Genomic DNA, 13,278 nt, shown 5'->3' with positions numbered 1-13,278 from the left:
CCCAACTGGACAATATCCCATCATTGTTAGACCTAAAATGTTTACAATAACCCTAAGAATCAAATCGTGTGGGAGGAATTGGTTCAATGTCTGTGATCGCTGAAATCTATGCTCGTGAGATTCTGGACTCGCGGGGGAATCCGACCGTTGAGGTCGATGTGGTGCTGGAAGACGGGACGCTGGGCCGGGCGGCGGTGCCGTCGGGGGCGTCCACCGGCGCCTATGAGGCGGTGGAACTGCGCGACGGCGACAAGGAGCGCTACCTGGGTAAGGGCGTCCAGAATGCCGTCGACAATGTAAACCTGGAGATCGCGCCGGAACTGATCGGCTGGGATGTGACCCGGCAGATGGATATCGACCAGCGGATGATCGAACTGGACGGCACGCCCAACAAAGGTCGCCTCGGCGCGAATGCCATCCTGGGCGTTTCCATGGCCTGCGCCAAGGCGGCGGCCCAGTATGTCGGCCTGCCCCTCTACCAGTATCTGGGTGGCGTCTTTGCCCGGGAACTGCCCGTCCCCATGATGAACATCCTCAACGGCGGTAAGCATGCCGACAACAACGTGGACATCCAGGAGTTCATGGTCATGCCTGTCGGCGCGGCCAGCTTCTCCGAGGGCCTGCGCATGGGCGTTGAGGTCTTCCATGCCCTGAAAAAGGTGCTCAAAGGTAAAGGCATGAATACGGCTGTCGGCGATGAAGGCGGCTTCGCCCCCAACCTGTCTTCCAACGAGGAAGCCCTCCAGGTGATCATCGAGGCGATCAAGGCGGCTGGCTACAACCCGGGGACCGATATCCTGCTCGCCGTCGACGCCGCCGCTTCGGAGATGTACAAAGACGGCAAGTATCATCTCGAAGGGGAGGGCAAAGTCAAGACCTCCGCCGAGATGGTCGACTACTGGGAAGACCTCGTCAACCGCTACCCCATTGTTTCCATTGAAGACGGCCTGAACGAAGATGACTGGGACGGTTGGAAGCTGCTTACCGACCGCCTCGGCAAGCGGGTGCAACTCGTCGGCGACGACCTTTTCGTCACCAACACGGAGAAGTTGGAAAAAGGCATTGAGATGGGTGTCGGCAACTCCATCCTGATCAAGGTCAACCAGATCGGCTCGATCACGGAAACGCTGGCCGCCATCGAAATGGCGCGCCGCGCCGGCTATACGGCTGTCATCTCCCATCGCTCCGGCGAGACGGAAGACGCCACCATCGCCGACCTGGCCGTCGCGGTCAACGCCGGTCAGATCAAGACAGGCGCGCCTTCCCGGACGGACCGCGTCGCCAAGTACAACCAACTGCTGCGGATCGAAGAGGAACTGGACGAACGATCCCTCTATCGCGCTAAGAAGACCTTCTTCAACCTGGAACGGCGGTAGGCGAGGCACCTCGGCATCGCGGCATTTCGGCACCTCCCCACCCCCTCAATCCCCCAACTTGCCAAAGAATGGTCTGCAACTTCCCAGAACTGCCCATAGAACACCCGGGGGTTGAGGCCTGGCCGGATGGCCCGGATGCTTCCACAAATGGTATGCATTGCATGGATTCGGGATAAAATATGTCTACGGGATCCGGGTGTCCGACCCGGATCCTCTTGTCTTTTTCCAAAAATAAAGCTGAGGTTTATCTCGTTTGATTGGGAAGGGGCTCACGATTAGCGCCGCTGACTTGTCTTTATTTGGTGGGCATGCTAAAATTCATATGTCAAAATGTCAGGATTACGGTAGGGGGAGGTGTAACGTTGACCACATTTGTCATCATTATTCACGTCATCGCCAGCATTGGCTTGATGGCCTCTGTCGTTATGCAATCGGGAAAAAGCGCCGGCCTGTCTGGAGCGATTGCCGGCGGGGCCGAAAGCTTTTTTGGCAAGAAAAAAGGGCTCGACGACTTGCTCAGCAAGCTGACGATGGTCTTTGCCGCGCTGTTCTTGCTCAGCGCTTTGGGGCTTTCCATGGTAGGCTAATGGTTGAAGTGGGAAAAATGAATAGGGTATCTTAGAACTGCGGGAATGAACATGAGGAGCGTGAACACTCCGTGAATTACCCGTTGATCGCGGCGGTGGCCGGCGTTGTCGGCCTCCTATTTGCCGCCTATCTGGCCGTGAGCGTCTTAAAAGAGGACCAAGGGACCCAACGCATGAAAGAGATCTCTCAAGCGATTTTTGAAGGGGCCATGGCCTTTTTGAACCGCCAGTACAAAACCCTCATCCCCTTCGCGTTGGTCATCTTCGTCGCCTTGCTGGCCGGCAACTGGGGCAACCAGAAGCTGGCCTGGGGGCAAGCCATCTCCTTCCTGGTCGGAGCCGGCTTCTCCGCCGTTGCCGGTTATGTGGGCATGACCATCGCCACCAAGTCCAACGCCCGGACGACGGCTGCGGCGATGCGCGGCCTCAATGAAGCCCTGTCGGTCGCCTTCCGCGGCGGCGCGGTCATGGGCATGGCTGTCGCCGGACTCGGCCTGCTCGGCGTCTCTGTCCTCTACATCGTCTTCGAGGATGCTGTCATCATCAACTCCTTCGCCTTCGGCGCCTCCGTCATCGCCCTTTTCGCCCGTGTCGGCGGCGGCATCTACACCAAGGCAGCCGACGTCGGCGCTGACCTGGTCGGCAAGGTCGAGGCCGGCATCCCGGAAGACGACCCGCGCAACCCGGCCGTCATCGCGGACAACGTGGGCGACAACGTGGGCGACACGGCCGGCATGGGCGCTGACCTCTACGAGTCTTATGCAGCCACCACCATCGCCGCCATGCTGATCGGTGTCACCGTCTTCCCAGGCCGCCTGGAAGGCCTCTTCTACCCGCTGCTTATCGGCGCTGCTGGGCTTATTGCCGCCATCATGGCCTCCTTCCTGGTCCGTACCACCGAAGACGGCGATCCGCAGATGGCCCTGAACAAAGGCCTCTGGGGCACCAACCTCCTGACGGCGATCGCCACCTACTTCATCGCCGCCTCTCTCTTCGAGGGCATCACGGCCGATCCAAAGGTCTTCCCGTCGGGTGTGCCCATCGGTTTGACGATCTCTGTCGTCGCTGGCCTGCTCGTCAACGTGGCTATCGGCTGGGTCACCGAATACTATACCTCCTACAACTATAAACCGGCCCAACATATCGCCTCGTCCTCGCTGACCGGCCCGGCGACGAACATCATCGCTGGCATCGGCGTGGGCCTCAAATCAACAGCCTTACCCATCATTGTGATTGTCATTGCGATTGCTGTCTCTTACCAGTTCGCCGGGATCTACGGCATTGCCATGGCCGCCATGGGCATGCTCTGCACGGCCGGCATGGTTGTCGCCATCGACTCCTTCGGTCCTGTCGCCGACAACGCCGGCGGCATCGCCGAGATGGCCGAACTGGGGCCGGAAGTCCGGAAAAAGACGGACAAACTGGACGCCGTCGGCAATACCACCGCTGCCGTGGCCAAAGGCTTCGCCATCGGTTCGGCGGCACTCACCGCCTTAGCGCTGTTTACCGCTTTTGCCGAAGAAGTCATCAAGTCGCCCGGCGTCGCCAATGCCTTGGCTGGCGGCCACTTCGTCCTCAACCTGCTCGAACCGAAGATCATCATCGGCCTCTTCATCGGCGGCACTGTGCCCTTCCTCTTCTGTGCCTTTGCCATGGAGGCCGTCGGCAAAGCCGCCTTTGAGATGATCGGTGAGGTCCGCCGCCAGTTCCGGGAGATCCCCGGCCTGATGGAAGGCAAGGCCAAGCCCGATTATGCTCGTTGTGTCGACATCTCCACCCAGGCGGCCATTCGCCAGATGATCGCCCCCGGGCTCTTGGCCGTCATCACACCGCTCATCGTTGGCTTCGGTTTTGGCGCCCAGGCATTGGGCGGCATGCTCGCCGGTGTCACCGTTGCAGGCGTCCTCTTGGCCATCTTCATGGCCAACGCCGGCGGTGCCTGGGACAATGCCAAGAAGTACATCGAGAGCGGCAAACACGGCGGGAAACGGACGGAAGCCCACGCCGCCGCCGTCATCGGCGACACTGTCGGCGATCCCTTCAAAGACACCGCCGGCCCCTCCTTGAACGCCTTGATCAAGGTGACCGGCACCATCTCCCTGATCATTGCCCCCTTCTTGAACCTGTAAGACCTCTGCGCAGGCGAAGCGCGTCTTCACTGCTCGATTCGGCCGTGGGCGAAGTTGTCGTAACACCTCACCTTGACGATACCTGACGAAATCTAAACAACCAAGTGTGACACCGGGACCGTTGATGGTCCCGGTGTCTTTCAATATTCCGGGCAAATTGTGGTATAATGGGCCTATCCTGACCTGGAAAGGAGCCCTTTCCGTGTTTAACATCGGCTTTCCCGAACTCGTCTTGATTTTCGTCGTCGCCCTCATCGTCCTAGGTCCTGGCCAGCTGCCTGAAGTGGGGCGCAGTGTTGGAAAAGCGCTCGGGGAATTTCGGCGAGCCACTGACGGCCTTAAATCGCATTTGAACGAAGCGATGGCCCCTGTCAAAGAAGTGAAGTCTGCCGTCGATGAAGCGGCTGCGCCTGTACAGGAAGTCCGTACCGTGGTGACCGACCCGAAAGGGTATGTGGCCGATAAGGCGAAGATTGAACAAAAGGATGGCGTGGACCGATGACGATCAACCTGACCGATGACGGCATGTGTTTTTGTTGCGGCCAAAACAACCCTATCGGCTTGAAGCTGGCCTTCACCTGGGAAGGAGACGACTATGCAACCTACTTCACCCACGGGACGGAGTACCAGAGCTACGCCGGCATCACCCACGGCGGCATCGTCTCAACAGTGCTCGACGAGGTGATGGGCCGGATCATGTCGTCGAGGGGTATCCCTGCCGTCACCGCCCGCATGGAGGTTCGTTTTCGCCACGCTGTTCCGACGGGCGAACGGGTTCGCTTTGCTGCTCGCATCGTCCGAGAACGGGGAAAGGTGATCGACGCGTCAGCGACGGCTACCCTCGCTGACGGCCGCATCGCTGCGGAAGCGACAGGGCGCTTTTTGGTGCAGGAAGGCGCCCCCGCAGAACCAGCCTCTTCGAAAGAGACCGTAGTGTAGATCAATCGCCATCGCCTCTTATGGATAAGGCTTTGTACCTGAAAAGATGATGAGAAAGGAACCGATGTGTCCATGGATTCCCCATCCAATCTGCCGTCGCGAGAAGCGGCGCTGGAACTCCTCGCCCAGTACAACAGCAACCGCAACCTCTTTAACCATATGCTCGCTTGCGAAGCCGTCATGGGCGCCCTCGCCCAACGGTTTGGCGTCGATGGGGCCAGGTGGCGCCTGGCGGGTCTGCTTCACGACATCGATTACGACCAGACAAAAGAGGATCCCTTGCGGCACAGCCAGGTGGGCGCGGACATCCTGGCGGAGGCCGGATACCCTGACGATGTCGTCTACGCCGTCCGCGTCCACAACGACGCCCATGGCTTGCCTCGCCTGAGCCTGATGGACAAAGCCCTTTACGCCGTCGATCCCTTGACCGGCCTGATCGTCGCCGGCGCTTTGATCAAAAAGGAAAAAGACGTGCGCCTTATCGACACCGAGTTTTTGCTCAAACGGTTCAAAGAAAAAAGCTTCGCCCGGGGCGCCCGGCGCGATCAGATCGAGGCTTGCAGCGAGATCGACCTCAGCCTCGACGAGTTTATCGGCATCGGCCTCGAGGCCATGCAAGCGATTGCCCCAGAACTCGGGATCGCAGGCAAATAACAGGTAGCCCTTGACCGATGGTACTCGTTGTTCATTCCATTCACACGTAAAGAATGTTGAGGCTAACGGTAATGACGGTACAGTACGGAAGGAGGGGCCCGGATGGGTGAAGGCCATAAAGTCCTCTGCGAGAACCGGCGCGCCCGCCACGATTACCATATCGATGAGACCTATGAGGCGGGTATGGCGCTTAAGGGGACAGAGATCAAGTCGCTCCGCCAAGGCAAGGGCAATCTGAAGGATGCCTTCGCCCGTGTCGAAAACGGGGAAGTCCTGCTCTACAACATGCACATCAGCCCCTTCGAACAGGGCCACAGCTTCAACCATGATCCGACGCGCACTCGCAAGCTGCTCTTGCACCGGAATGAGATCCGCAAGCTGAGCGCTGCTGCCCACCAAAAAGGCCTGACCCTCGTGCCCTTGCGCGTCTATTTAAAGCGGGGCTATGCCAAGGTGGAACTGGCCATCGCTCGCGGGAAAAAGCTCTACGACAAGCGTGACGATATCGCTCGCCGCGATGCCGAACGGGAGATGGCCCGGGCCATGCGCCAGCGGGAAAAGGGAGAGTAAGACAGCAGAAAAAGCGGAAAAAGTGCGGCCTCCGTCAGGTCGCACTTTTTTTATCAGTGTAGCGGAAAAAAGAAATCGGCAGGAAGACGGCCAAAAAGAGCAAATAGATACCTAAAAGATGCAAGGTCGAATAGTCACATGCGAGTAAAGAAAGGGTACGCGAACGATGAGCACTCCTTTGATCCGTACGCTGGAAGAGGTCGGCACGCTGCTCGATATCGGTATCGCCCTGTCGGCGGAAAAAGACCATGACCGCCTGCTCGAACGGATTGTGTCAGAAGCCAGGCGAATCACCTCCGCCGATGCGGGAACTCTTTACCTCTGCGAAGGCGAACAGCTTGTGTTCAAGATCATCCAGAACGAGACCATGAAGGTTTATGTAGGCGTCAAGGGGGAGCCAGTGAATCTGCCGCCCGTTCCGTTGCGGCCGGAAAATGTTTCGGCCTACACGGCCTTAAAACGGGAAGTTGTCAACATCGCCGATGTCTACCAGGCCGAAGGCTTTGATTTCTCCGGGCCGAAACGGTATGACCAGATGACCGGCTACCGGACCGTCTCCATGTTGGTGGTGCCCCTCGAGAATCATGAATCAGAGATCATTGGCGTGCTACAGTTGATCAACGCCAAGGATGGCGAAGGGAAAGTCATCCCCTTCGCCCCCTACTTGGAAAAGGTCGTCACCAGCCTGGCTTCCCAGGCGGCCATCTCAATGACGAACCGCCAACTCCTGGAAGACATTGAACAACTCTTCAACTCTTTTGTGGAGGTCATGGCCACCGCCATTGACGCCCAGACACCTTACAACGCCAACCACACGCGGCGGGTGGCCCAACTGGCCGGCGCACTGGCACGGGCTGTCAACGCCGCAAAGGAAGGCCCCTGGGCGACGGAGCATTTCGATGACCAGCGCTTGAAGCACCTGATCATGTCGGCCTGGCTTCACGACATCGGCAAAATCACCACACCTCTGGCGGTGATGAACAAGACGACCCGGCTCGGCGAGCGGCGGGAGACGGTCTTATTACGGCTGGAGTCGATCGCCTCAGCCTTGCGCCGCGATAACTTGGAGGCCAAGCTGGCCCTCCAGCAGAAGGGACTTACAGCCAGAGAGGAACAGGCTGAGGCGATACGGATCGAAGCGGAAGGGACCGAGGCTTGGGCTGACTGGCAACGGAGCCGCGATCTGATCGTCAACGCCGACAACCCCTCCTGCCGGATCACGCCGGAGATCGTACGAGAGCTGGCAAACCTGGCCCAACGGACCTATCAGGATGCAGAAGGGAGCATCAAGCCCTGGCTGACGGCGGACGAGGTGGAGGCCCTTAGCGTATCTCGCGGCACTTTGACGGAAGAGGAGCGACGCCAGATGGAGGGCCATGTGGAGGTGACGGATCGCCTCCTGGCCAAGGTCCCTTTCCCGCCGAAGATGGCCAGCGTCCCCCTCTGGGCGTCCATGCACCATGAGCACCTGGACGGCAAGGGCTACCCCCAGCGCTTGTCCGGCGACGCTATCCCCATCGAGGCGCGCATCCTGAGCCTCGTCGATGTGTACGACGCCCTGACAGCTTCTGACCGGCCTTACAAGAAGGCCATGCCGGAGGAGGAAGCGCTGCGCATCTTGGGCTTCATGGTCAAAGACGGCAAGCTCGACGAAGGGCTGTATCGGATCTTCTGCGAGCAAAAGGTATGGGAAAAGATCGAGTGAGACAAGGAACCCTCCAGGACTGGACCTGGAGGGTTCCTGTTTACCTTTTCAACAGATACCTGTTTGGCGGACTCCCTTTCTCCTAAGTTTACTAATTATACGGCCCGTTCTCCGTTGTAAGCGGGAAGGGTGTAGATTTTAACGGGGTGAACCAGGCCGCGAACATCCACTTCGCCGATTTCCTCCAGGCCGAGTTGGGCAAGCTGTTCCGGCGTTGTTTCAGCGCCTAACATGTAACGGACGGTTCGCTCGCTGACGATAATACGGGACTTGAACTGCTTGTTCATGCTCTCCAGCCGGGAGGCCAGGTTGACATCCTCGCCGATGACGGTGTAGTCCATTCGCTCCTCGCTGCCAATATTGCCGGCCAGCACGGGACCGCTGTTGAGACCCACGCCCAGGTCGAAGAGCGGTTCTCCCCGCTCCTTCCAGACCACATTCATCTCAACGAGGGCGTCGCACATCTCCTTCGATGCCTCCAAAGCATGGCGGGCGTGCTCCGGATCGGGAATGGGGGTGCCAAAGACAGCCATGATCCCGTCCCCCATGTACTTGTCAAGGGTTCCGCCATGCTTGAAGATGATGCCGGTCATGCGGGTGAAGTACTCGTTCAGCCGGGAGACAACCTCTTCCGGAGAGCGGCCCTCGCTGTAGGCCGTAAAGCCGCGGATGTCGGAGAAGAGGATCGTCGTGTCGATGCGCTGGCCGCCCAGTTGGATCGATTCTGGATGGGCCAGGAGTTCGTTGACAACGGCTGGTGAGACGTAGCGGCCAAAGAGCCCCTTCACTTTCTGGCGCTCTTGCTGCTCCAGGATGAAATTGTAGACGGTGGCGGCCAGGTATGTAGTTGAACCGGCGATCAGCGGCGCCACCAGGTTCAGCCAGTAGTGGCCGAGGATCAGGACAAGGCTGACCAGGGCGATCCAGCCGGCTGTGAGGAAGATTTGGGTCGCTAAGCTGTTCCAGGGCTGCCCTTTCAGGCGCAAGGCGACGGTATAGGAGGCGGCGCTGAAGAGGGCGAGCAGCAGCAGGTTGAGCGCCTGCGGCGCCCGGAAGTAGTAGGAGTGGTTGAGGAATGTGTCCACGGCGGTGGCGTGCAGTTCCACGCCAGGTGTAGGGAGGTTGCCACCCAGCACGAGGTTGCTGCGTGTAAAGGGCGTGTTGTAGATATCGCCGAGCAGCGGCGATGTGGTACCGACGAAAATGATCTTGCCGGCAAAGGTTTCCGGCGATACTGTGCCGTCGAGGACTTGATGGTAGGAGTAGGTGGGGAAGGACTGGGCTGGACCGGCGAAGTTGAGAAGCGGCGTCTTATTGTTTTCCGTCGGGATTACAAAGTCCCCGGCACGCACTGTTCCGTCAGGAGCAAGGGTCGCCTTGGTGGGGCCGAGCCCATGGGCCACCATGGCCGATGCCAGCGCCAGCGAGGGGATGGTTCGGTTCTTGTCAACTGTCACCGGCATGGTTCGGCGCACGATGTTGTCCGCTTCGGTTGGGTAGTTGACAAAGCCCATGCTGAAGGCGTTTTTGCGAAACGCGGTAAGGGGGAGGCGCATCACCTGATAGGTGTCTTCGCCTTCCTTTTCAAAGGTGAAAAAAACAGGCAGGACCACATGACCATGGCGGCCGATCGCCTCTGCTAGGCGGGCATCACCCTGGGGGTCGGCTTCGTTGGACAAGGTGAAATCGAAGGTGACCACTTTGGCTTCCCGCAGGCGGTCCAGTAGTTCGGCATGGACTGCCCGGTTCCACGGCCAGCGACCGATCTTGGCGATGGATGCGTCATCGATGCCGATGATGGCCACATTGCCACTGGTGGCTTGAACGCCGCGGACACGCAGCCACATGTCATAGGCCATCGCCTCCAGCGGTTCCCAGAGGCCGGCGGCGGAGGTCAGCGTCATGAGCATGGTGAGGCCGAGAGCGATAAAATGGCCTGTGGCGCCTTTGGCGACTTTCAATCGAGTCGCGCTCCTTTCTCTCCCCTTTCTCTGTTCGGATCCGCTTGGACAAGCGGAAAGGCTGCCAAAGCATATGTCGTAGAAGGGATAAATTAGATGGGGAGGATTCTAACACAGATTAATCATACCATAGGAAAAATCAGAAAAACACGCCGGAATGTTACTCCCAAACCTGCTGTTACAGGATTCAATCGCATAAGCTTAACCTGCGCTATATATTAAAGACCCCCAGCCTGGTAGCCGGGGGTCTTACGTATTCTCGTATGACTCTTTTTAGTAGCACTTTTTCCGATCCATAAAAAACTGCACGTCATCAAGAGCCTCGCCGAAGCGCTGGAAGTGAACGACTTCCCGCTCCCGGAGGAAGCGCAGGGCATCTTTGACGCCGGGATCATCGGTCAGGTTGATCAGGTGCTCATAGGTGGCCCGCGCTTTTTCTTCGGCGGCTAAGTCCTCATGCAGGTCAGCGATGGGGTCGCCGGTAGCTTGAATGTAAGCAGCGGTCCAGGGCACGCCATTCGCGTCAGCATAGTAGAGCGCATTGTCATGCTGGGCGTAAAAGCCGCCGAGACCGACTTCGCGCAATTTTTCTGGCGGAACGTCCTTAGTCAGCTTATAGATGAGGGTGGCGATTACTTCCAGGTGGGCCATTTCCTCGGTTCCGATATCGGTGAGGAGCCCTTTGGCTTTCTTCGTAGGCATCGTATACCGCTGCGTCAGATACCGCAGGGCGGCGGCCAGTTCGGAATCGGGTCCCCCGTACTGGGCGAAAAGGTACCTGGCCATGCCGATGTCGCACTTTTCCACCCGGACCGGGTACTGGAGCTTTTTCTCATAGATCCACATTGCTTGTTATCTACCCTCCCGACCGCGTCAGCAGTAGTCGATTTCCCAAGGCCAAGGCGCCTCGATCCAGTTCCAGGGGTACCGTCCGGGGCAGTATCCTTCTACCGTCAACAGCGCGTATCGCTGCTCGTAGGCGTGCTTCAGTTTTTTCAATTCGTCAGTGACGCGGGTGAAATCCCGCAGTGCGGCCTTGTCGTTCGGGTGGGTGTCCAAAAAAAGGTTCAAGTCAACGGCGACAAACTCCAATTCCTGGATGCGCCGGAGCAGTTCTAACTGGTGCCGGTCCATATATCAGCCTCCCTCCCCTCTCATCGACGGCGCCGGTCGTTGCAGTAGGGGCGGTAGAGACCGGGGAAAATCGTTCCCTTGCAAAGGGCTTCGGCGGGCGGGTAGAAGGGTGGGCAATACTGCTGGTAGGGCACATAGGCTCGAGCCAGTTTCCAACCCGGCTTCATCATCTCCGGTGGCACCGTGATGGCAGGGTCGTAAGACTCGCAAGGTTCACAGGGCGCTGGCCGGTGGTACATAGGCTCACGAGCGATAGGCTCGACAGGCATGGGCATCGGCATCATCGGTTCGCAGGGCATGGGCATTGGCATGGGCATCGGTTGGCGCGCAATCGGCTCCATCGGCATTGGCATCGGCGCGCAAGGGGGCATGGGCATCGGCTCGCGTGCAATCGGCTCGACCTGCGGACACGGCTCGGGAAGCCGACATTCGTGCTTCGGCGGGCAAGGCTTGGGACGGTGCGGTTTGGGCGGACAGGGCGGGCAAGGCGGCGGGCAGGGGCGCGCTGGCGGTGGAGGCGGACAAGGGCGTGGCGGCGGTGGTGGCGGTGGTGGCGGTGGTGGCGGCGGTGGCGGTGGCGGCGGTGGCGGCGGTGGCGGTGGCGGCGGTGGCGGTGGCGGCGGTGGCGGCGGTGGCGGTGGCGGCGGTGGCGGTGGTGGCGGTGGTGGCGGTGGTGGCGGCGGCGGTGGCGGTGGTGGCGGTGGTGGCGGCGGCGGTGGCGGTATAATCCGCTCGGGTGCTATCGGCGTGTAGGGCACTTTCGGATAGCCGGTCGGTGGTTTCCGATCCATGACTATTGAGCACCTCCTCATGTTCGCTCCATCATATGCCAATACAGTAAAAAAGGTCCCGCCGGCTGGCGGGACCTGTGCGCTATTATGGAATAAATTCAATCGACGCAGCATATGCGGATCCGTTGAAGAGGGGAGATGCGGAGAGCGTTTGCATGGATGAGCGGCATGATTGGCGATAAGGCAAAATGATCAGGCATAAATGGCACTGCTGCTATTATAGGACGAATGGGATTACGTAAGGCTGAGCAAAAAATTCTCGATCCGGTTTAAACCTTCCGTGATGTTCTGCATCGAGGTGGCATAGGACAGACGGACATGGGTGTCGATGCCGAAGCCCGATCCGGGAACCAGGGCGACCTGCGCCTGTTCCAGCAGGAGTTCGGCGAAGTCGTCGGAGCTGGTGATCTTCCTTCCTGCAAACTCGCTGCCGATGATCTTCGATATGTTCATCATCACGTAAAAGGCGCCGTTGGGTTTGAGACAAGACAATCCTGGGATGGCGTTGATCCGCTCGACCATATAGTCTCTTCTGCGGACAAATTCATCGACCATCGTGCCGACGATGTCTTGGGGACCGGTGATCGCGGCTAGGGCGGCCTTTTGAGCGATTGAGTTCGGGTTTGACGTGGCGTGGCTCTGGATGTTGGCCATGATTTTGGCAATCGGAGCATTCGACGCCGTGTAGCCAATCCGCCAACCCGTCATCGAATAAGCCTTGGACATGCCGTTGACGATGATCGTCTGTTCCTTGATTTTATCGTTAATGGAAGCGATGCTCACATGTTCAAACTTATCGTAAATCAGCTTTTCATAGATTTCATCGGAAATGACAAAAAAGCCATGCTCGACCGCCAGATCAGCGATCTCGGCCAGTTCCTCTTTGGAATAGATCATGCCGGTGGGGTTGCTCGGGCTGTTCAGGACGAGGGCTTTTGTTTTCGGGGTCAAGGCTTGCTTGATCTGTTCGACGGTGAACTTAAAACCGCTCTCTTCCGTGGTGTACACGATGACGGGAACGGCGTCCACCAGTTTCACCATCTCCGGATAGCTGACCCAGTAGGGCGCGGGGATGATGACTTCATCGCCGGGGTTGCAGATGGCCTCAAAGGCGTTCACCAAGGAGTGTTTGGCGCCGTTGCTGACGATGATGTTCGCCGGCGCGTAGTCGACACCGTTTTCCGCCTTCAGCTTATCGCAGATGGCCTGTTTTAACTCCAACGTGCCCGAAGCCGGGGTATACTTGGTAAAGCCCGCTTCAATCGCTGCGATGGCTGCTTGTTTCACATGATCGGGCGTATCGAAATCGGGTTCGCCTGCGCCAAAGCCGATCACATCGACGCCTTCAGAACGCATCTTCTTTGCCTTCGCGTCTATCGATAAAGTAGGTGAAGGATTAATCGATAATCCTTTTTTTGACAAATCCATTTAC

General features: G+C 58.6%; 14 protein-coding genes. 9 read left to right on the top strand and 5 right to left on the bottom strand.

Annotation, left to right across the window (positions count from 1 at the left end; translation table 11 throughout):
• Window positions 1–86 precede the first annotated feature (86 nt).
• The 8 genes from eno to AC0CW1_RS09610 all read left to right on the top strand — a co-directional run bounded on the left by eno (window position 87) and on the right by AC0CW1_RS09610 (window position 7,960).
• The gene (gene eno / locus AC0CW1_RS09645; protein WP_488182845.1) at window positions 87–1,376 is read left to right on the top strand and encodes a phosphopyruvate hydratase; all 1,290 of its coding nucleotides are present in this window, start codon (window positions 87–89) and stop codon (window positions 1,374–1,376) included.
• 362 nt (window positions 1,377–1,738) lie between these two features.
• Window positions 1,739–1,963, top strand: a complete 225-nt coding sequence (gene secG, locus AC0CW1_RS09640; protein ID WP_488182844.1) for a preprotein translocase subunit SecG — start codon at window positions 1,739–1,741, stop codon at window positions 1,961–1,963.
• Window positions 1,964–2,034: 71 nt separating this feature from the next.
• Entirely contained in the window at window positions 2,035–4,092 is a 2,058-nt protein-coding gene (locus AC0CW1_RS09635; protein WP_488182843.1) for a sodium-translocating pyrophosphatase, read from the top strand.
• A 202-nt stretch (window positions 4,093–4,294) separates the two neighbouring features.
• Window positions 4,295–4,594, top strand: coding sequence for a Sec-independent protein translocase protein TatB (gene tatB / locus AC0CW1_RS09630; RefSeq protein WP_488182842.1), 300 nt, complete (start codon window positions 4,295–4,297; stop codon window positions 4,592–4,594).
• Window positions 4,591–5,031, top strand: coding sequence for a PaaI family thioesterase (locus tag AC0CW1_RS09625; protein ID WP_488182841.1), 441 nt, complete (start codon window positions 4,591–4,593; stop codon window positions 5,029–5,031). The genes tatB and AC0CW1_RS09625 overlap by 4 nt, the downstream gene beginning before the upstream one ends.
• A 72-nt stretch (window positions 5,032–5,103) precedes the next feature.
• A complete protein-coding gene (locus AC0CW1_RS09620; protein WP_488182840.1) occupies window positions 5,104–5,685 on the top strand; it encodes an HDIG domain-containing metalloprotein in 582 nt (193 codons plus the stop codon).
• 102 nt (window positions 5,686–5,787) lie between these two features.
• Window positions 5,788–6,255: an SsrA-binding protein SmpB gene (gene smpB / locus AC0CW1_RS09615; protein ID WP_488182839.1), complete on the top strand. Its 468-nt coding sequence runs from the start codon at window positions 5,788–5,790 to the stop codon at window positions 6,253–6,255.
• A gap of 166 nt (window positions 6,256–6,421) precedes the next feature.
• Window positions 6,422–7,960, top strand: coding sequence for an HD domain-containing phosphohydrolase (locus AC0CW1_RS09610; RefSeq protein ID WP_488182838.1), 1,539 nt, complete (start codon window positions 6,422–6,424; stop codon window positions 7,958–7,960).
• A 95-nt stretch (window positions 7,961–8,055) separates the two neighbouring features.
• Here the strand turns inward: AC0CW1_RS09610 and AC0CW1_RS09605 are convergent, their stop codons facing one another.
• The 4 genes from AC0CW1_RS09605 to AC0CW1_RS09590 all read right to left on the bottom strand — a co-directional run bounded on the left by AC0CW1_RS09605 (window position 8,056) and on the right by AC0CW1_RS09590 (window position 11,396).
• The gene (locus AC0CW1_RS09605; RefSeq protein ID WP_488182837.1) at window positions 8,056–9,921 is read right to left on the bottom strand and encodes a CHASE2 domain-containing protein; all 1,866 of its coding nucleotides are present in this window, start codon (window positions 9,919–9,921) and stop codon (window positions 8,056–8,058) included.
• Between the two features lie 273 nt (window positions 9,922–10,194).
• Window positions 10,195–10,767, bottom strand: a complete 573-nt coding sequence (locus AC0CW1_RS09600) for a manganese catalase family protein (protein WP_488182836.1) — start codon at window positions 10,765–10,767, stop codon at window positions 10,195–10,197.
• 27 nt (window positions 10,768–10,794) lie between these two features.
• The gene (locus AC0CW1_RS09595; protein ID WP_488182835.1) at window positions 10,795–11,055 is read right to left on the bottom strand and encodes a spore coat protein CotJB; all 261 of its coding nucleotides are present in this window, start codon (window positions 11,053–11,055) and stop codon (window positions 10,795–10,797) included.
• A 20-nt stretch (window positions 11,056–11,075) separates the two neighbouring features.
• A complete protein-coding gene (locus tag AC0CW1_RS09590; RefSeq protein ID WP_488182834.1) occupies window positions 11,076–11,396 on the bottom strand; it encodes a spore coat associated protein CotJA in 321 nt (106 codons plus the stop codon).
• Window positions 11,397–11,566: 170 nt separating this feature from the next.
• Here AC0CW1_RS09590 and AC0CW1_RS09585 point away from each other — a divergent pair, with 170 nt between their 5' ends.
• Window positions 11,567–11,782 (top strand): hypothetical protein, encoded by a 216-nt coding sequence (locus tag AC0CW1_RS09585; protein ID WP_488182833.1) that lies wholly within the window; start codon window positions 11,567–11,569, stop codon window positions 11,780–11,782.
• A 298-nt stretch (window positions 11,783–12,080) separates the two neighbouring features.
• On the opposite strand, the gene AC0CW1_RS09580 is transcribed toward AC0CW1_RS09585, so the two are convergent.
• Window positions 12,081–13,274, bottom strand: a complete 1,194-nt coding sequence (locus AC0CW1_RS09580) for a pyridoxal phosphate-dependent aminotransferase (RefSeq protein WP_488182832.1) — start codon at window positions 13,272–13,274, stop codon at window positions 12,081–12,083.
• Between the last annotated feature and the right edge of the window lie 4 nt (window positions 13,275–13,278).

This window comes from Heliomicrobium sulfidophilum (genome assembly GCF_057715735.1).
Note: the sequence above shows the minus strand (reverse complement) of the source record. Positions and strands in the feature narration are given on the sequence as shown.